Source organism: Hyunsoonleella flava (genome assembly GCF_004310325.1).
GTDB classification, from domain to species: domain Bacteria; phylum Bacteroidota; class Bacteroidia; order Flavobacteriales; family Flavobacteriaceae; genus Jejuia; species Jejuia flava.
Genome location: NZ_SIRT01000017.1, coordinates 26754 through 45560 on the forward strand (window position 1 = coordinate 26754; position 18807 = coordinate 45560).

General features: G+C 34.9%; 18 protein-coding genes. 2 read left to right on the top strand and 16 right to left on the bottom strand.

What is annotated here, in order from left to right; translation table 11 throughout:
• Positions 1-25: 25 nt before the first annotated feature.
• The 4 genes from EYD45_RS15485 to EYD45_RS15500 form a co-directional block, all read right to left on the bottom strand.
• Positions 26-739, bottom strand: coding sequence for a 3'-5' exonuclease (locus tag EYD45_RS15485; protein WP_130965515.1), 714 nt, complete (start codon positions 737-739; stop codon positions 26-28).
• Positions 732-1886 (bottom strand): serine hydrolase domain-containing protein, encoded by a 1155-nt coding sequence (locus EYD45_RS15490; RefSeq protein WP_130965516.1) that lies wholly within the window; start codon positions 1884-1886, stop codon positions 732-734. Before EYD45_RS15490 ends, EYD45_RS15485 begins: the two co-directional genes overlap by 8 nt.
• 62 nt (positions 1887-1948) lie before the next feature.
• The gene (locus tag EYD45_RS15495; RefSeq protein WP_130965518.1) at positions 1949-2422 is read right to left on the bottom strand and encodes a methylated-DNA--[protein]-cysteine S-methyltransferase; all 474 of its coding nucleotides are present in this window, start codon (positions 2420-2422) and stop codon (positions 1949-1951) included.
• Entirely contained in the window at positions 2422-3507 is a 1086-nt protein-coding gene (locus tag EYD45_RS15500; RefSeq protein WP_130965519.1) for a CNNM domain-containing protein, read from the bottom strand. The genes EYD45_RS15495 and EYD45_RS15500 overlap by 1 nt, the downstream gene beginning before the upstream one ends.
• Positions 3508-3645: 138 nt before the next feature.
• On the opposite strand from EYD45_RS15500, the gene EYD45_RS15505 reads away from it, so the two are divergent.
• Together EYD45_RS15505 and EYD45_RS15510 are read left to right on the top strand one after the other, a co-directional pair.
• On the top strand, positions 3646-5061 hold the full coding sequence (locus EYD45_RS15505; RefSeq protein ID WP_130965521.1) for a hypothetical protein: 1416 nt from the start codon (positions 3646-3648) through the stop codon (positions 5059-5061).
• A gap of 123 nt (positions 5062-5184) precedes the next feature.
• Positions 5185-6414: a hypothetical protein gene (locus tag EYD45_RS15510; protein ID WP_130965522.1), complete on the top strand. Its 1230-nt coding sequence runs from the start codon at positions 5185-5187 to the stop codon at positions 6412-6414.
• 161 nt (positions 6415-6575) lie between these two features.
• Here EYD45_RS15510 and EYD45_RS15515 read toward each other — a convergent pair whose 3' ends face one another.
• From EYD45_RS15515 to hemA, 12 genes are all read right to left on the bottom strand, one after another.
• Positions 6576-7079: a hypothetical protein gene (locus tag EYD45_RS15515; RefSeq protein WP_130965524.1), complete on the bottom strand. Its 504-nt coding sequence runs from the start codon at positions 7077-7079 to the stop codon at positions 6576-6578.
• Positions 7080-7420: 341 nt separating this feature from the next.
• Positions 7421-8107: a response regulator transcription factor gene (locus EYD45_RS15520; RefSeq protein WP_130965526.1), complete on the bottom strand. Its 687-nt coding sequence runs from the start codon at positions 8105-8107 to the stop codon at positions 7421-7423.
• Positions 8108-8110: 3 nt separating this feature from the next.
• Positions 8111-9502: a sensor histidine kinase gene (locus EYD45_RS15525; RefSeq protein WP_130965527.1), complete on the bottom strand. Its 1392-nt coding sequence runs from the start codon at positions 9500-9502 to the stop codon at positions 8111-8113.
• A 60-nt stretch (positions 9503-9562) separates the two neighbouring features.
• Positions 9563-10552, bottom strand: a complete 990-nt coding sequence (gene hemB, locus EYD45_RS15530) for a porphobilinogen synthase (RefSeq protein WP_130965529.1) — start codon at positions 10550-10552, stop codon at positions 9563-9565.
• 26 nt (positions 10553-10578) lie between these two features.
• Positions 10579-11487, bottom strand: coding sequence for an oxygen-dependent coproporphyrinogen oxidase (hemF, locus tag EYD45_RS15535; RefSeq protein ID WP_130965531.1), 909 nt, complete (start codon positions 11485-11487; stop codon positions 10579-10581).
• Positions 11488-12030 (bottom strand): GNAT family N-acetyltransferase, encoded by a 543-nt coding sequence (locus EYD45_RS15540; RefSeq protein WP_130965532.1) that lies wholly within the window; start codon positions 12028-12030, stop codon positions 11488-11490. It abuts the gene before it with no gap.
• Entirely contained in the window at positions 12030-12776 is a 747-nt protein-coding gene (locus EYD45_RS15545; RefSeq protein ID WP_130965534.1) for an EI24 domain-containing protein, read from the bottom strand. Before EYD45_RS15545 ends, EYD45_RS15540 begins: the two co-directional genes overlap by 1 nt.
• A gap of 2 nt (positions 12777-12778) precedes the next feature.
• Complete coding sequence (locus tag EYD45_RS15550; RefSeq protein WP_130965535.1) at positions 12779-14137, bottom strand: TrkH family potassium uptake protein; 1359 nt, start codon at positions 14135-14137, stop codon at positions 12779-12781.
• A gap of 210 nt (positions 14138-14347) precedes the next feature.
• Entirely contained in the window at positions 14348-15373 is a 1026-nt protein-coding gene (gene hemE / locus EYD45_RS15555) for a uroporphyrinogen decarboxylase (protein ID WP_130965537.1), read from the bottom strand.
• 44 nt (positions 15374-15417) lie between these two features.
• Positions 15418-15774 (bottom strand): four helix bundle protein, encoded by a 357-nt coding sequence (locus EYD45_RS15560; RefSeq protein WP_130965539.1) that lies wholly within the window; start codon positions 15772-15774, stop codon positions 15418-15420.
• A 79-nt stretch (positions 15775-15853) separates the two neighbouring features.
• A complete protein-coding gene (gene hemC, locus EYD45_RS15565) occupies positions 15854-17428 on the bottom strand; it encodes a hydroxymethylbilane synthase (RefSeq protein ID WP_130965541.1) in 1575 nt (524 codons plus the stop codon).
• Entirely contained in the window at positions 17421-18686 is a 1266-nt protein-coding gene (hemA, locus tag EYD45_RS15570) for a glutamyl-tRNA reductase (protein ID WP_130965542.1), read from the bottom strand. The genes hemC and hemA overlap by 8 nt, the downstream gene beginning before the upstream one ends.
• Between the last annotated feature and the right edge of the window lie 121 nt (positions 18687-18807).

An 18807-nucleotide genomic window follows, 5' to 3' on the forward strand; every position in this document is an offset into this window, starting at 1 on the left:
AAATTCTTAAAATTTGGACGTTTTTTTATACACGAATAATTTCATCATCAGTAAGCAGTTCATCACCTCTTAATCTCAAGAAAATTTGAGCAACGGCTATAGTGTCTTTTTCACAATAATCAATGATTCTATCAATATTACCTTCTTCATAGTAAACGGCGTAAACCTCACTGCCATCTATATCATCTTTTGGAGAAGGGATGCCTAAAACATTTGTTAAAAGTTTTAGAGAGGTATAGGTTTTATAATCGCCAAATTTCCACAACTCCAAAGTGTCTAGATGTGGGACTTCCCAAGGCTTTTTTCCGAAGAGATTCAATTTATAAGGCAATTCAATATTATGGATTATCATACGACGAGCGATATAGGGAAAGTCAAATTCCTTACCATTATGGGCGCATAACAAATGCTTGTTTTGACTGAAATGAGTAATCAATAAATTCTTAAAACCCTTTAGAATGGTAATTTCATCTCCATAAAACGAAGTCACTCTAAACATTCTTCGTTGCCCTTGATAGTTAAAGTATCCAACCGAAATACATATAATTTTACCAAATTCGGCCCAAATTCCTGCTCTATCATAGAATTCCTCAGGGGTGTATTCATCCTTTCTTTGATATTGCGTTTTATTCTCCCAAAGGGATTGTTTGGTGTCGTCTAATTCAGAAAAATTTTGAAACTCAGGTACGGTCTCTATATCAAGAAATAGTATGTTTTCTAAGTCTAATTTTTTAATCATTATTCATCATTTTATAAGCCTCCTCAATATAAGTGTCAACGTCTGCCTTAAATTCGCCGAAGTAATCCTGTTTGACACGGTCGTGTCCTAATCGTACAATAATGATATTATCCTCACGATTTACAATTACCATTTGGCCCAAGTGCCCACGCATCAAAAAGAAATCTTTGTCATTTTTATGATACAACCACCAACCATAACCATACTGCGGACTCTCAGGAAAACGTGGTTTTAAGGATTTAGCAACAAAAGTAGAATCTAATAGCTGTGTTCCATTCCATTTACCATAATCTTTATAAAGCTTACCTAGGCGCGCAAAATCTTTAGCATTACTCGCAATACAGCAATAGGCCTTTACCAAATCATGGTCTTCACTATCCACCTGCCATAGTGCTTCATTTTCTGAGCCCAAAGGCTTCCAGAATTTCTCTTCCAAATATTCATATAAGGTTTTACCCGTAGCTTTTTCAAGAACCATAGCCAACATTTGTGTATCGCCACTTGCATATTTAAAAGATTTCCCAGGTTCTTGGATTACTTTTAACCCAAGCATTACTTTTTCTAAATCATCATCAAAATAGGCGCGTGTGGTAATGGAAAGCGGAGAATAGTAAGCTTCATCCCAATTTGTGCCTGAAGCCATGGATGATAAATCACCTACTGTCATTTTGCTGGCCTCCTCTTCACAAAATTCTGGTAGAAAATCACAAACAGGTTGGTCTAAATTTTCAATATACCCTTCCATAATGGCTTTACCCAACATAGCGGATACATAGCTTTTTGCCATAGAAAACGAGTTGGATTTTGAATCTTCCCCAAAACCATCATAATAGTTTTCAAACCAAATGCTATCATTTTTTATAATAACATAGGCAATAGTACCATATTTCGCATTAACTTCATTTAAAGGTTTAGTTTCTGAAAATAAATTGTAGTTTTTATGATTTGGCCAAGGTTGAGGTTTGCCATTTGCAATTGGTTGATTAACAAAATGTTTGTAATCCTCTAGATAAGCGGTTGTATGACCTTTTAAATAGATGGTTCTTACGGCTTTGATTAGGTAATCCGTATCTGTGATATATAACACAATAATTGTTACGCTAATAAGAATTACGAGCCATTTAAATAGTTTTCTAAGGAATTTCATTATGTACAATTAAACGTACATAAATATAATGATTTCAGGTGAATCGGATTATGGTCTGCACATTAAAAAAGCGATTGTTGCTTGTAAGGGCTCTCATGCTCCAATAACCATTTTTTTCTATGAAGTCCGCCAGCATAACCAGTTAATGATCCATCGCTACCTATAACACGATGACAGGGAATGATTACCCACAACGGGTTTTTGCCATTAGCGTTTGCAACCGCACGAATGGCTTTTACGTCACCTAGTTGTTTGGATAGTTCTAGATAGGATATTGTTTTTCCGTAAGGGATTTGTTCCAATAGACCCCATACTTTCTGTTGAAAATCGGTGCCCTCTGGGTTCAACTTTAAATTGAATTGTTTGCGGGATCCTTCGAAATATTCTTTAAGTTGAATGGCGCAATCTTCTAATCCTGCAGGAATAATATCAGTAACCTTTTCTTCAGAATTAAGTATTGTTACAGATGAAATACCATCAATATCACCAGTAATTTTGGTAAACCCTAAAGGTGTATTGATGATACAGGTTTCCATTATTCCAAGGGCTTTTCTTCTTCAATAATACCCAATTTTTTAGCGCGAGCTTCCCAACTTTTTCTTGCCAAATGTTGAAGATCTGAAACGTTATCACTTTCATCCATTATTTCCATTCCTAAAAGTGTTTCAATTACATCCTCCATGGTTACTAAACCACTTACGGAGCCGTATTCATCTACCACTAACGCCATATGATTTCTACTTTCAACCAATTTTTCAAAAAGTGTTGGAATAGGGAGATTTCTGTTTACAACGATAATATCACGTTTCAGTTCTGATAGCTTTTTGGAGTTATTATCTAATGCCATCTCCTTAAAAATCTCATCTTTTAGCACGAGCCCTTTAATATTATCAGAGTCATCAGTATAAACAGGAATTCTTGAAAAGCGCAGGTTTAAATTGCGTTTAAAAAAATCTTCAACAGTGGTGTTTTCATCTTCTGTTTTCATTACTGTTCTTGGAGTCATCACATCTTTTGCAAATATTTCTTTAAAGGTGAGCAGGTTTTTAATGATTTTGCTCTCATTTTCTTGAAACACGCCTTCTTCATGTGCAATTTCAGTCATTGCCATAAAGCCTTCTCTACTCAATACACTACCATGGCCTTTGCCTCCGATAAGTTTTGTTGTGAGTTGGAGTAACCATAAAATCCCGGTCCATTTCAAAGGGAAAATTAAAATCATTAAAGTTTTTGAAGCAAAATTTGCCAGTCCTTTCCAGTAGGTAGCACCAATAGTTTTCGGAATAATTTCAGAAGCTACTAATATTAAAAACGTCATAATTGCAGAAACAACTCCAACAGTATTAATACCCCAAAGTTCTACTTTATAAGGCAGTTTTTCTGCTTCAATACCCACCATCATGGCACCTAAAGTGTGTGCAATAGTATTAAGTGTAAGGATGGCAATTAAAGGCTTATCTACATCTTTTTTTAAATTTTCTAAAGTAGTGGCGTAGTCTTTTCCTTCCTGTTTTTTTACATTAATAAATGTTGGGGTAACACTCAGTAACACCGCTTCAAGAATAGAACATAAAAAGGAAAAGAAAATAGAAATGGTTGCCCAAAAAATTAGTGCGCTCATTAAACAGGTTTTAGTTGTTGGCTAATTTACGAAATCAATTTTACTAAGTGCGATAGTGACTTTGTTCGATTTATAAATAAGTCGTATCTTGAAAGAAATATCTTAACCCTATTTGTTTTGGTAAAAAAATCGGCCTTATTGATATTCATTTTTTGTTTTTTGGGTTCTATTTATTCTCAAACCAAAGATTCACTAGACCTTAAAAATACTACCAAAAACACTTTCGCCGAAAAAATATACCTACAGCTCAATAATTCTGTATTTACTAACGAGGAAACCATCTGGTTTAAAGCTATAGTTACAGACGCCAAAAACGTACCTACAAAGCTAAGTGGTATTTTGCATGTAGAACTTATCGATTTTGATAAGGAAATTGTAGCAACCAAAAAGTTAAAGTTAATAAATGGTATGGCCGACAATGGTTTTCAATTGGAGCAAAGCTATACTCCCGGACGCTATTTAATAAGGGCCTACACAGCATGGAATAAAAACTTTGGCGACGATTTTATGTTTAAGCAATACGTTAACCTAGTTCCTGCCAGTGGCAACCAACGACAATCGCCCATACAAAATATAACATTGTATCAAGTAGAAGAAGACCAACACCAAGTATTTGCCCAACTTTTCCCAGAACTTATAAAACCCAACTATAAAAAGGATGTAACGGTTTACATTAAAACCGAAACGTTTTTAGACACCATAGAAATTAAAAGAGAAAAGGGTTTTTATAAGTTACAATATGTACTTCCTAAAGATGCTGTTTCGGTAAACCTAAAAATGAAACTAGAAGACACCAAGCTAAAAAACTTTCAAACAAGGGTAGAGAAAACATACAACAAAACCATCGCTATAGATAGAGAATTTATAGACCTACAGTTTTTTCCTGAAAGTGGGAAGCTAATTGATGGTTTAACAGGTAAGCTTGCGTTTAAAGCACTAAACTATAAAGGCTTGGGTAAAGAAATTAATGGTGTTATCGTTGATGAAAAGGATAATGTTGTTGCTACCATTAAAACCAACAATCTAGGCATGGGCTATGTGTTTTTTACACCACAATTGCACAAAACCTATTATGGTAAAATTAATTCTAAACACCATGTTTCCCGTAAGTTTGAACTTCCCAAGGTGTATGCAGAAGGCCATGTTTTAGGTATAACAGAAACAGCTAGTTACATGAATATAAATGTAACTTCCAAGGTTAATACCACCGATAATTATTGGATACAACTTAAATCCAAAGGCGTGATATTAAAGGAATTTCCAGTAACATTATCCGATGCTCCTTATAATACCTCGATACCTAAACAAAAATTACCCCAAGGCATACTCAATGTAACCTTGCTAAGCGAGAATAAAGTACCACTATGTGAACGTTTATATTTTCAACTTAAGGAAGCCAACAATTTAAATATTACCAAAGAAACCGATGCGCAATATTACAGCCAGAGAGATAAAACGGCTCTTAAGCTTAAAGTCGCCAACAACAATGGACGACCAGTAGAGGCAAACCTTTCTGTATTAGTTGTAGATGAAAATCAAATTGAACAAACCTAGCAATTTAAAGGGAACATTCTATCTTATTTTTTATTAAACTCAGAATTAAAAGGGCATATTGAAAACCCTACACATTACTTTAATAATGATAATATTTACAGAAAACGAGACTTAGAAGCCCTTATGCTTACACAGGGTTGGTCCAATTATAAGTATAGCTTTAATGATGAAAACCTTATTTTTGATATACAACCTGAAACCACATTACGTGTTTCTGGAAAAGTACGTGCCATCTGGAATGAAAACAAATTACCTAAAAATGATGTGAATTTAATCTTAATGACCTCGGGTAAACCACCTGGAGTTTATACTCATAAAGTGGACAGTACTGGTAGTTTTGCTTTTGATTTATTTAGTCCTTATGGCGATAAGCTAGATGTTCTGATAAAATCCACCAACAAAAAAGGGCGAGCTAAAGAATATTTTATTAAGATAGATGCACCGATACCACCGCCTAAAATTACCTATGAAAAAGAAGAGGTTATTGAACTTCCCGATAGCATTGTAAACCATTTTTTAGAGCTTAAAAAGCAAGAAAGACAAGCCGTAACGGGATTCGATTTGGATGACAGCACCGTAGAGTTAGATGCCGTAGAACTTACAGGTTATAACGTAACACCCGAACGCGAAAAAGTGTTTAACCTACATGGGCCTCCAGATATCGTAATAGATAATGAACAACTCGAAGAGAGAGAAGAAAAATGGATGTCTGGATTATACGATCTCCTTTTTTTTAAATTCCGAGACGATATTTTTATGAGAAGTGTAGAGCGTAGAGGAACAAGTTTTGATATAGCCCATATCTATGGAACGGAATTTACTTTATTTTACATTGATGGCGAAGTGGTTATGGGTAGAGAATATTCTTTATTGCCCATTTTACCTGTTGAAAATGTAAAGAGTGTTGAAATTTTAAAACGACCTAGTGGGACATTTATGAATCATCTTATGGAAGCATTTCCTCGAATGAGTCCATTACTGAGACAAAAGATAGCAGCAAGTTATATAGGTGTTGTTAGTATATATACCTATGATGGTAATGGTATAGCATCTCTAGACCTTCCAAAAGGAATATTCCAAGGCCATATAACAGGGTTTTCTGCTACACCAGAGTTTTATCAACCAAAATATGAAACCTTAAAACCTGAGGATTGGGATATTCCAGATTTACGCCCAATATTGCATTGGGAACCTTCAATCTATACCAACAAAAATGGAGAAGCAAAAATTGAATTTTACAATGATGATAGTATTGGTGATAAACTTATTGTAGTGGAAGCCATTACACCTAATGGTAAAATCGGTTATTTTGAAACCACATATACTGTAGATAAGCGATTAGAAAACAATTAATTTCTTTTTTTAAAAGGATACTGCAGTTGTTTCAAAATGGTTATGTCATTTTTCAAAACGAAAGTATTAAAAAGGAATATTTAAAAAACACCTATAGTCAAAAAGCCATCAAATAAATAGTTTTGATGGCTTTTAACAGTATCTAAACATAAAAAGGTGGATCAATTCTTTTTAATACTATTTAGTTTGGCTTTTGCTTCTTCCAAATTACGTTGTGCTTCAGCGAGTTCTTTCTCTGCATCTTTTATGTTATCGTTAGGACTATTACCTGAGATTTTATACTTTATATTTTTACCAATTCGCTCTACATGTTCAACAAATGTCTTATTGTTTGAAGAGTAATCCATATTCAATCTTAAAGACGTGCTTGTCAATTTACATTCAAAACTGTCTGAGCCGTGAGACCATACATAAGTTTTTCCTTTACTTGTTAAACCGTCCTCTCCTAGTTCGCTTAATAAATAATCTTTTAGTATTGCAAATCTCGATTTATGAAAACTTGCCTTAATTCGATAATCTTCATCGGTTTTACTTACCGAAATGGAACTGCTGTGAGTACCGCTGTAAACTTTTGGTGGTTTTGGAGGTTCTGGTGCTGAAGTTTGAGCTTTCGCATGAATTGAAAATAAAATAAATACTACTAGGGTTTTTACTAAAGTTTGCATAACTGTTCGTTTTTTAATGATTAATAATTTTGACTAATTATTTGATGAGGCAAATGTAGCATCAGGTTTTAATAAAAACGAGGAAAACGCTAACGTTAACCTAGGATTAACCTACTTTAAGAATGGCATTAACGTAATTTAATTTGAGAATAAATTTGGGCGTTCCCCACAAGGGGTCGGGCCTACCTACCGGTAGGCAGGCTTTCGGTAGTCGCTCCTTCCTGCGTCAGGGGAGCTTCAACAAACCTGTGCTGAGTTTATCGAAGTATGCCTCAATCCCTAACGTGGGCGCATCCGCCATTGCCAGTACAAAACCTAATAAACAAGACTCTTTTTGAAAGTTATACAACCTTAAATTCTAGCCCTACACCTCTTACGCTTTCTATTGAAATTGAAGCGTCTTCTTTAAAATATTTACGCAATCTACTGATGAAAACGTCCATACTTCTACCAGTAAAAAAATCATCATTCTCCCAAACGGCATTTAGAATTTCATTGCGTTTCAAAAGTTGGTTTTTGTGTTCAAATAAGAATGAAATCAGTTTTGCCTCACGTTCGGTAAGCTGTTGTACAGAGGCGTTAATTGATAGCTGCAAGCGTTTTGTGTTAAACGTATATTTCCCAATCGCGATAGAGGTTTCGTTTGTGCGTATTACTCCCGATTTTGAAGCTCTTTTCAGTATGTTATTAAGGCGAAGTACTAACTCGTCAGCTTCAAATGGTTTTACAATATAATCATCTGCGCCCAGTTTTAATCCCTTTATTTTATCGGCTTTCATTGTTCTGGCCGTTAGAAAAATAAAGGGTGTTTCAGGGTGTATTTCAATGATATCCTCAGCTAAGGCAAATCCATCTTTTTTTGGCATCATCACGTCTAGAACGCAAATATCAAAAGCATCTTTTTTAAAAAGCTCTAGAGATTCCTTTCCATCTTTTGCCCAAGATACCTGAAAGCCAGAAATCTCCAAGTATTGTTTTAAAATACCTCCAAAATCTAAATCGTCCTCTGCCAATAATATATGTTTCATTACCTATGCTTTAAAAGGAATTTTAATTTTAAAAGCAGCACCTTGTATGCTATTCTCAACAGTAATTTCTCCACCGTGTGCTTTTATAATCTGGCTAGTGTAATATAGCCCAAGCCCAAGCCCTTTTACATCATGTACCTCTTTGTTTCCTGCTCTATAAAACTTTTCGAAAATTTGAGAATGATGTTTGTTTGGAATGCCAATACCGTTATCAGAAATTAAAATAATCAAATTATCCGTAAAGTCGGCCTTAAAATCAATAACTACATCACCTGAGTTATATTTTATGGCGTTTTCGAGAATATTAAAAATTGCGGTTGTTACATAGAATTTATCTAATAATATTTTATGATTATCAGTATTGATGTGGCGATTTAGAACAACACTATTATCTTTTATAGAGAGTTCAAAATCATCTAAAACCGTGTTAAGGTAATTGCTAATGTCAACATTTTCTTTATTGAGTTGAATTTCATGATAACCCAAACTATTATCTAAAACTTGATCTATTAACTTTTGAAGTCTTACCGTTTGTCTTTCGATGGTATTCACCGTAGCGTTTATAAGCTCGGGTTTATCACTGCCTTTTCTTAACATTTTGGTTGAAAGCCCAAGCGTAGCTAAAGGTGTTTTAAGCTCATGTGTAATATTATTGATAAAATCGGTCTTTACATCTGCAATCTTTTTTTGAGAAATAAGACTTTTTATAGAATAATAAAGCAATCCTAGAACCAAAGCAAATATTAAAACAGAAAGCGCCAAAATACCAGACATGCGCTTTAAAACTTCTGTTTCCCAACCTTCAATATCAAAATAATCTTGTATTACAATTTGAAATTCTAAGTTTATGGCTTTTTGTAAGCCATTTTCCTCATATGTTCGCTCAATATCCGTTGTAGTTTGGGAATTGTTAATGCCATAAGCATTCTTCAAATCAAATGTTTCGCCTAAAAGGAAAAGGGTTTCAGCTTTTGTTGGATTAAATATTAACGTATCATTTTTAATAGAGTCTAGAATAATAATGGATTTAAGTCGCTTTTGAAATTTTATAGGGAAGGAAAGGTTTTGTTTTTCAAACGTCTCTTGACAAAGACTTATGTACTTCGCATTGACAGATTCTTGAACAATATTGATGCTGTCCAGAAGCGCACTTTTCTTTAAACGATTTAGTTTATAGTCAATCATCTGGTCCACTACAAAAGAGCCTACCACATCGTAGATAGAATCGAATGCGGCTACATTATCATCAAACCGAAATATTTTGCGTTTAGTCTCCTGTACAAAAGCTTTTTTCTCTAGCTCATACGTGTTGTTGATGAGGTAGCCTTGTATAAAAGAAAGCGCAACAAGACCTAAGATTGCGCCAAAAATAAGAAAGCCAATATTCTTCTTCATATTTCAAAAATAGAAGAAGTCTATGAAATAAAAAGGAAAACAAGGGATGTTAACCTTGCGTTAACTTAAAAGCTTAACAATGTCCTTTGCAAAATAAGAGGCTATAATATCAGCTCCAGCACGCTTAAACGCCGTGGTAGTTTCTACCATAATTTGGTCATGGTCCAGCCACCCTTTTTCCGCTGCTGCTTTAATCATAGCGTATTCTCCAGATACTTGATATACCGCTAAAGGCACATCAACTTCGTTTTTAATTTCTCGAAGAATGTCTAAATACGAAATACCTGGTTTTACCATGACGATATCAGCACCCTCATCAATATCCATTTCGGTTTCCTTGATGGCTTCAAAACGGTTGCCATAATCCATTTGATAGGTTTTTTTATCCTTTGGAATGTCTTTTATATCGACCGGGGCAGAATCTAGAGCGTCTCTAAAAGGGCCGTAAAAGGCTGAGGCATATTTAGCCGAATAACTCATAATGCCTGTGTTGGTGAAGCCTTCATCTTCAAAGGCTTCACGGATGGTTAAAATGCGTCCGTCCATCATATCACTTGGTGCTACAAAATCGGCACCAGCTTGGGCATGAGAAATACTCATTTCTGCTAATACTTCGGCAGTTTCATCGTTTACAATTTGGCCATTTTCAATAATACCGTCGTGTCCATATGCAGAATAAGGGTCTAATGCCACATCAGTCATCACTAACATATCGGGACAGGCGTTTTTTACGGTTTTAATGGCGCGTTGCATCAAGCCGTTTGGGTTTAATGCTTCTGCACCTTTATTGTCTTTTAAATTGTCTGGTACTTTTACAAAAAGCAATACCGATTTTAAACCTAGTTTCCAAAGCTCTTTTACTTCATTTTCTAATAAATCTAAACTGTAACGATAGTAATTGGGCATTGATGGAATTTCGTCTTTTACACCTTTGCCTTCCACTACAAAAAGGGGCACTAAAAAATCATTTGGTGTAATTATGGTTTCACGAACTAAAGCACGAATGGCTTCATTGGTTCTTAGTCTTCGGTTTCTTCTTAATGGGAACATAGTAAAATGTTTATCTATTGATGCGTTTATTTGTTTATCCAATCAGCAGGATTTTTCAAAACGTCTATTAATTTTTCTTCTTCACTTCCAGCTTCGGGATGGTGGTCATACACCCATTGCACATGTGGTGGCAAACTCATTAAAATACTTTCTATACGTCCGTTAGTTTTTAGTCCGAAGAGTGTGCCTTTATCGTGTACTAAATTGAATTCTACATAACGTCCGCGTCGAATTTCTTGCCAGTTTCTTTGTTCTTGAGAGTACGATAAATCTTTTCGTTTTTCAACAATAGGTACGTAAGCTTCTAAAAAGCTATTACCAACTTCGGTTACAAAGTTATACCAATTTTCCATGGTCATGGTTTCAGAAGCTTTACAATAATCAAAAAATAAACCACCTAAACCTCTGCCTTCATTTCTGTGGGCGTTGAAAAAGTACTCATCGCAACGCTTTTTGTATGTTGGATAAAACTCTGGATTGTGTTTATCGCAAGCCGTTTTACAGGTTTGATGAAAGTGTTTTGCGTCCTCTTTAAATAAATAATACGGCGTTAAATCTTGTCCGCCACCAAACCAACTGTCAATAATATTTCCATCTTCATCATACATTTCAAAATAGCGCCAATTGGCATGAACGGTTGGCACCATTGGATTTTTAGGGTGCAACACTAAACTTAGGCCACAGGCAAAAAAGTCAACATCACCCACTTTAAAATAAGCTTGCATAGACTTAGGTAGTTTACCATGAACACCCGAAATATTGACACCTCCTTTTTCAAAAACGTTACCATTTTCTATCACACGAGTGCGTCCGCCACCGCCTTCTGGTCGTTTCCAAATATCTTGTTGGAATTTGGCTTTTCCGTCAATATCTTCAAGTTTTGATGTGATGCGGTCTTGTAAATCTTGTATGTATTGGTAGAATTTATCCTTCATCTATTCTATCGCTTTATAAAGTTCATACAACTCCATGTTCATGGGTGTTCCGCTAGTAGGAGTATATTCGTTCTTAAGTGTTTTAATATGTGTAAAATTACAATTTTCAGCAACTTTAACACTAGCTAAATTACTTTTATGCACTATGATTTGAAGTGTTTCAATATCTAAATTTTCAAAAGCGTAATCTGATAATTTCTGGATAGATTTTGTCATTAATCCGCATCCTTCTAAATTATAATCTATGGCATAGGCAAACTCGCCTTGTTTTTTTACCCAGTCTAATGCTTTGATGTAAACTAAACCAACTAATTTATGAGACTCATCTTCTCTTATAGTGAATAAAAATTCTTCTTTATTCTGAAACTGTTTCACTTTCTTCTGGACAAAAATATTAGATAAATCTGGCGTTAAATTTTGCTCTAATGTTTTTGGAAAATAAAGCTTTAAGCGGTGTTCGTTTGCTACACAAAAGTTACAAATAGCCCAAGCATCTTTTGGTTGAATAGGAATGATATGATATGCCCCTAAACTAAGTTGCATTACAGACTTTTTTTATGTTGAAGCGCTTCTACAGTTCGCGTTGAAGCTGCTGTAACTGATAAAGGTAATACTAAAATAACACCGATTACTGGAACCAATAAAAAGAGAATAAAAACAATACCATTACCAATAGCTAATCCGCGATGCTTACGCACAAATTGCACACTTTCTTTATACTGAAAATGACGCTCCAAAGTGTAATCCATATTACCAAAACCTGCATAATAGGCTTGTACCATAAATAGTAATACGGTTGAAAATATATTGACTACAGGAATGAATTTTAAGAGTAAAATTGGAATGGTTAATAATAATTCCATTAATAAATTTCTACCATTTATTTTGATACCACGCATCAGTTGTTGCATAAATGAGGTGTCTCTATGCGAATGTGGTGGGTTTCCTGTAAAATGCGCTTCTATTTTTTCTGAAACGGGACTCATAAATGGTGCTGATAGTGCCATTATGATATGTTTGAAAAGTATAATACCGATAACTACAATGATTAAACCACCGATAAAATTACTGATGGATGAAAACGTCTCTTTCCCCCAATCCCAAATCCAAATTTTAGAGATAAATCCACCAATGTTATCAGACAATCCATAAGCTGAACCAAAGACTATAATTGCTGTTACAAAGCTGATTAACATAGGAATAGCAAAATATTTCCAGAGTTTTAGTTTTGATATTAAACTAAATGCGCCGAAGTATGCTTTAATTCCTGAAATGATGTTTTTAATCATTATTAAACTGCTATATCGCCTTTTAAAATTGGGGTGTTTTCTTCTGTTTTTTTACTTCGTGCCCAAATCGCTAAGCCAAAAGTTAGGACGCCTAATCTTCCAATAAACATCAATACAATTACAACCACTTTTCCAAAGGTATTAATATCCGCTGTAATACCGGTACTTATACCAACAGTTCCTAGTGCAGACGCCACTTCAAATAGAATTTCTTCAAACTTTAAATCGTTGGTAAGTGTGATTAAAAACGTACCTATTAAAATAATGCTTGTATAGAAAATGAATGCTGAGGTAGCAATATACAAGCGTTCGTACGGAATTATGCGCCCTAGAAATGTGATGTGCTTGCTGCCTTTAAGTTGACTTTTCATAATAGCAAAAATAGCAGTTAAGGTTGTTATTTTTATACCGCCAGCAGTTCCGGAAGGTGATGCGCCAACGTACATTAAAAAAATACAAATAAGCATCATGGCTTGGGAGAATACTCCAAAGTCTACAGTATTGAAACCAACGGTAGTCATGGCTGTCATAGTTTGAAAAAACGATGCCAGAAATCTCGATTTCCCTGATAAGTTAACTATCGAAGGTTCGAAAAAATATAAAAATATAGTTCCAAAAGTTAGGAGTAGTAAAAACCCGTAAAGGATGATTTTAGTTGTGAAGCTCAATTTGTGCGATTTTTTTCTGATAAACATGCCAAAATCTGTAATTACTATAAAACCCAAAGAGCCACAAATAGCCAGCATTGAAATTATAAAATTCACAAAATTATCATCTACGTATGCAGTGAAACCACTATTAAAAAGACTGAATCCTGCGGTACAAAATGTACTAACGCTATGAAATATAGATGACCAAAGTGTTTCCCAAAATGGTGCGCCACTTTCTTTAAAAGCTATAAAAAACAGAATAGCACCTATAAGTTCCATAATGAAGGTGAATAGAATTACTGATTTTAAAAAATCGTTTATTCTGATGGTTTTTGGTAGTGTAAATTCGGTGGAGAGTATTTTTTTATGCCAGATGGTCATTTTTCGTGTTGTAGATAACAGCATGAATGTGGTAAAAGATAAATAACCAATGCCTCCAAGTTGAATGAGTATCATAATGATTAACTGACCGAAAAAATTATAAGTATCAAAAATAGAAACGGTAACTAAGCCTGTTGTAGATACTGCTGAAGTAGAGATAAATAAATGATCTAATATGGAAACACTTTCTTTCTGAACTATTGGAAGACATAACAATAAAAAGCCTAAAATAATATAACTTAAAAAGCCATAAAACAAATTTTGTTGTGGAGACCATCCTCTTTTTAATAAGGCGTATTTTTTTGCGAGTTGTTGAAATTTATTTGGCATAATGTATTAAGGTTGTTTTTATAAAAATAAACCTTTTAAAAACGAAATTTAAATTATTTGATGTTACTTCTGCGTTAGGGATTGAACGGCCTGTTGGAGCTCCCGACCTAAGGAGGAGCGACTAGTGAAAGCCCGACCTACTTTTTACAGCGATTAGTTGATGGTTAAAACCAAATGTTACACAAAAAAGTAGGTAACGCCCAAATTATTTTAATTTTCGTACTCTTTTACAGCATCTATAAACGCTTTGGCATTATCTAAACCTATATTTGGCAAGATGCCATGGCCTAGGTTTACAATATATTTGTCTTTACCAAATTCGTTAATCATTTGGTGCACCATTTTCTTAATTTCTGCTGGAGGTGAAAATAAGCGTGTGGGGTCGAAATTACCCTGAAGCGTTATGTTTCCACCTGTTAAATAACGTGCGTTTCTTGCAGAACAGGTCCAGTCTACACCCAAGGCTGCAGCACCAGATTTTGCCATTTCGCCTAACGCAAACCAACAGCCTTTACCGAAGGCAATTACTGGGGCGTCATCTTTTAAAGCGTCAATAATTTGCTGGATGTATTGCCATGAAAATTCTTGATAATCTACTGGTGAGAGCATGCCTCCCCAAGAATCGAACACCTGTACTGCATTACAGCCTGCTTTTACTTTTTCTTTTAAATAAGCAATAGTGGTATCTGTAATTTTTTGAAGCAATTGATGAGCTGCTACAGGGTTTGTAAAACAAAATTCTTTGGCTTTATCAAAGTTTTTACTGCCTTGACCTTGCACGCAATAGCATAAAATGGTCCACGGTGAGCCTGCAAAACCAATTAATGGAATTTCATCGTTTAGTTTTTCTTTGGTGGCTTTTATGGCTTGGTATACGTAATCTAATTCTACCGTAACATCTGGTACAATTACATTATCAACATCTTTTTGAGAACGAACTGGGTTTGGTAAGTATGGGCCAAAATTTGGCTTCATCTGCACCTCGATATTCATGGCTTGTGGAATGACCAAAATATCACTAAACAAAATAGCCGCATCCATACCGTATCTGCGAATGGGTTGAACTGTAATTTCACTGGCTAATTCTGGGGTTTGGCAACGCGTAAAGAAATCGTATTTTGCCTTAATTTCCATGAATTCTGGCAAGTAACGTCCTGCTTGACGCATCATCCATACCGGTGGACGATCTACCGTTTCTCCTTTTAATGCTCTTAAAAATAAATCGTTCTTTATCATAACTGGCTGTTGGCTGTTGGCTTTTAGCTATTGGCTAAGGCGTATCAGCTATTTTTGATTTTATTTATTAAACTATTTATCATTCTTGCTTCTTTTTGGATTAAAGTAAAAACAATTTCTAGTTCTTTTTCTTCTATAAATTTTAACTCTTGTGCGATGACAAGTTGTGTTTCCACTTCGAAAAGTGAACCTATTGCTATTTCAAGAAAGCGTTTAAACTCAACCTCACTATTTCTGCTACAACCTTCAGCTATGTTTGAAGGAACAGATACCGATGCTCTTGTGATCTGACTTCGTAAACCAAACTTCTCTTCAGATGGTAATTTATCAGATAATCGATATACCTGTTTTACAAGTTCAATACCATTCTTCCAGATTTCAAGTTTTCTAAAATCCCTCATTCTATCTAGCTCTTAGCCTTTAGCTTTATATTCATAACGGTGGCGCCAACAGCTAAGAGCTAAAGGCTAACAGCCATTATCAAACGTAGTGCGCATTCACCAATTCAATCACACTTTCTACAGTTGGCACTTTTGCAATTCTAACATCTTTGAAATGCTTTTTTGCTTCTTTTGCTGTGGTTTCTCCTATACAAAATGCTATTACATCACTCTTGTTACTGCGAGCAAAGCTTTCTACGGTTGAAGGACTATAAAACATGGCACCTTCTATAGAATCTTCTACTTTATGCCCATCGTATTTAGTTTGGTATGCTTCAACTTCGTTAACTTTTATATTGTTTTCGCTCAAAGTTGTTGGTAAATCGTCTAATCTAATATCACTACAAAAATAGGTTACTGCTGTACCTTCAATATATTCTACTAAATATGCTGCTAGTGCTTTTGCGTTTTTAGCAGAATGCTTCACAGGTCCTATTTTACGTTCTATTAAACGCTTGGTTCTTCTGCCTACGCAATAAATATTTTTAAATTGTAATTCTTCAGCAGAGTAATTTGTAATGAGTGCTTCAACAGCATTTTTACTTGTAAGAATAACATTTTCAATCTCAGATTTTAAAATTTGAGGACGAATACGATTCAAACTTATTTTAATAAAATCATCGCTTTTTGATACTACTTTTTCATGAAATAGCTTTTGCTGATCTTGCGTTAATTTTTTAGTTGAAAATACATTGGTAACCTTGTTTGAGTACTTAATTTCATCCATCAAACGTTTACCACCGCGCTCTATAATATAATCAGCACAAAACACGGCTAAATCTTCGTGTTTGCCTAGTTTTTCAGAACGTTCTACGTTTATTTTTTTGGAACCATCTTTGCTTAAAAGTACACCTTTAAAATGTACTTCTTCATTTTTAATAAAAGCTAGAGCCCCTATTGGTGCTGTACAACCGCCTTCTAATCTATTTAAAAACTTACGTTCTACAGTAGTGCAAATCTCAGTTTCTTCATGGTTTAACGCGGCGCAAGCTTCTTTAACAAAATCATCTTCATCTAAAGCAGTAATCATAATGGCACCTTGGGCTGGTGCAGGAATCATCCAATCAAGATTAATGGCTTCTTCTGGCCTAATGCCAATTCTACCAATACCTGCAGCGGCGAAAATGGCACCATTCCAGTCGTTATCTTGAAGTTTCTGCAAACGAGAATTAACGTTACCACGCAAATCTGTTATAGTATGTGTTGGGTATCGGTTAAGCCACTGTGCTTTTCGGCGTAAACTACCTGTAGCAATTACGGCATCTTTAGCACTTAAAAATTCTTCATTGCTTTTAAATACCAAAGTATCATTGACGTTACCACGCTTTAAAACTGCCGCTTGTACAATGCCTTTTGGCAAAACGGTAGGTACATCTTTTAACGAATGTACTGCAATATCGATATCGTGATTTAACATGGCGATATCAAGCGTTCTAGTAAAAATACCTGTAATGCCTAATTCGTAAAGCGGTTTATCCAACACCAAATCACCTGTGGATTTTACTGGAACCAGTTCTGTTGCATGTCCTTCTTTTTCGAGTAAACTTTGTACTATTTTGGCTTGCCATAGCGCTAATTCGCTATCGCGCGTACCAATCCTTATGGTTTTAGACATTTGTTTTTTGAGGTTCTTCTAACTGAAATACTTTTTTTATCAGTTCTAGACTATCATCCGTAGAAACGTCATCATCTTTTAAATGATGGGCAAAATGATTAGTTATTTTTTGAATGATTTTATTGCTGATTAATGCTGCTTGTTCTTCGTTAAAGTCAGATAATTTTTTACGTTGCGTATCTAACTCTGCTGTTGCAAAATCCGTCAGCTTATGCTTCAAAGCTTTAATGGTAGGTGCAAACTTTCTAGTTTCTAGCCAGCTATTAAATTCTGCTTTTACGTCTTCAATAATAGTTTCAGCTAATGGAATATCAGCTTTACGTTTTTCAAGAGTTTCATCAGTAATTTTTGATAGATGATCCAGATGTACCAAAGAGACATTGTCCAATTCCTGAACATTTTCATTCACATTCTTCGGAATAGATAAATCTAAAATTAAAAGTGGCTTTTTAGTTTGAATAATATGCTTATCTATGGTTGGGCGATGCGCTCCTGTAGCGACAATTAAAATATCAGAAGTGCTAATTTGCTCTTGTAAATTGGCATAATCCTTTACTACCAAATTGAACTTACCAGCAATTTTTTCAGCCTTGTCTTTTGTTCTATTGATGAGTGTAATGTGCTCGTTTTCGGTATGTTTTACAAGATTTTCGCAAGTATTTCTACCAATTTTTCCTGTACCGAAAAGCAATATGTCTTTGTTGGAAACATTCTCTACATTTTTAAAAATGTATTGTACTGAAGCAAACGATACCGAAGTTGCTCCTGATGAAATATTTGTTTCTGTTTTGATACGCTTACTGGCTTGAATCACAGCATTGACCAAACGCTCGGAAAAATGATTCAGTAAATTATATGTTCTAGAGAGTTTAGTGCTGGACTTAAGCTGACTGATGATTTCAAAATCACCTAAGATTTGGCTATCTAATCCAGAACCCACACGAAACATATGCGCAATAGCTTCCTTATTTTTGTAAATGTAGGCTACATCGCGAAACTCTTCAACAGTACCGTTGGTGTTATCACATAGTAATTCAATAAGTTGATACGGATGCTGTGCGAAACCATAAATTTCGGTTCTATTACAGGTAGAAGTGACTATTAAACTTTCGATGTCGTTGTCTTTAGCCTGTTGTAGTAATGCATGTTTTGCGTCATTATCCAAACTAAAACGACCACGAATATCGGCGTCAGCTTTCTTATAACTCAAGCCAATGGCGTAAAAAGAACTACTTCTACTTATGTTGTATTTATGCATTACTCTACCTGAAATTGCCACACAAAAGTAACGTCATTGATAATAAAAAAATAACGCTGAAAGAACTTTTAATATCGTTTGTGGTTTTTTAAAGCATTTTGCAGAAAAAATATGATAAATG

Bases quoted from the DNA above. Each gene is read 5' to 3' on its own strand.
- hemF (WP_130965531.1), bottom strand. From the start codon at position 11,487: ATGAAGGATAAATTCTACCAATACATACAAGATTTACAAGACCGCATC.
- hemE (WP_130965537.1), bottom strand. From the start codon at position 15,373: ATGATAAAGAACGATTTATTTTTAAGAGCATTAAAAGGAGAAACGGTA.
- EYD45_RS15540 (WP_130965532.1), bottom strand. From the start codon at position 12,030: ATGCAACTTAGTTTAGGGGCATATCATATCATTCCTATTCAACCAAAA.
- EYD45_RS15515 (WP_130965524.1), bottom strand. From the start codon at position 7,079: ATGCAAACTTTAGTAAAAACCCTAGTAGTATTTATTTTATTTTCAATT.
- hemA (WP_130965542.1), bottom strand. From the start codon at position 18,686: ATGCATAAATACAACATAAGTAGAAGTAGTTCTTTTTACGCCATTGGC.
- EYD45_RS15485 (WP_130965515.1), bottom strand. From the start codon at position 739: ATGATTAAAAAATTAGACTTAGAAAACATACTATTTCTTGATATAGAG.
- EYD45_RS15525 (WP_130965527.1), bottom strand. From the start codon at position 9,502: ATGAAGAAGAATATTGGCTTTCTTATTTTTGGCGCAATCTTAGGTCTT.
- EYD45_RS15495 (WP_130965518.1), bottom strand. From the start codon at position 2,422: ATGGAAACCTGTATCATCAATACACCTTTAGGGTTTACCAAAATTACT.
- EYD45_RS15490 (WP_130965516.1), bottom strand. From the start codon at position 1,886: ATGAAATTCCTTAGAAAACTATTTAAATGGCTCGTAATTCTTATTAGC.
- EYD45_RS15545 (WP_130965534.1), bottom strand. From the start codon at position 12,776: ATGATTAAAAACATCATTTCAGGAATTAAAGCATACTTCGGCGCATTT.
- EYD45_RS15560 (WP_130965539.1), bottom strand. From the start codon at position 15,774: ATGAGGGATTTTAGAAAACTTGAAATCTGGAAGAATGGTATTGAACTT.
- EYD45_RS15510 (WP_130965522.1), top strand. From the start codon at position 5,185: ATGCTTACACAGGGTTGGTCCAATTATAAGTATAGCTTTAATGATGAA.
- EYD45_RS15550 (WP_130965535.1), bottom strand. From the start codon at position 14,137: ATGCCAAATAAATTTCAACAACTCGCAAAAAAATACGCCTTATTAAAA.
- EYD45_RS15520 (WP_130965526.1), bottom strand. From the start codon at position 8,107: ATGAAACATATATTATTGGCAGAGGACGATTTAGATTTTGGAGGTATT.
- hemC (WP_130965541.1), bottom strand. From the start codon at position 17,428: ATGTCTAAAACCATAAGGATTGGTACGCGCGATAGCGAATTAGCGCTA.
- hemB (WP_130965529.1), bottom strand. From the start codon at position 10,552: ATGTTCCCATTAAGAAGAAACCGAAGACTAAGAACCAATGAAGCCATT.
- EYD45_RS15500 (WP_130965519.1), bottom strand. From the start codon at position 3,507: ATGAGCGCACTAATTTTTTGGGCAACCATTTCTATTTTCTTTTCCTTT.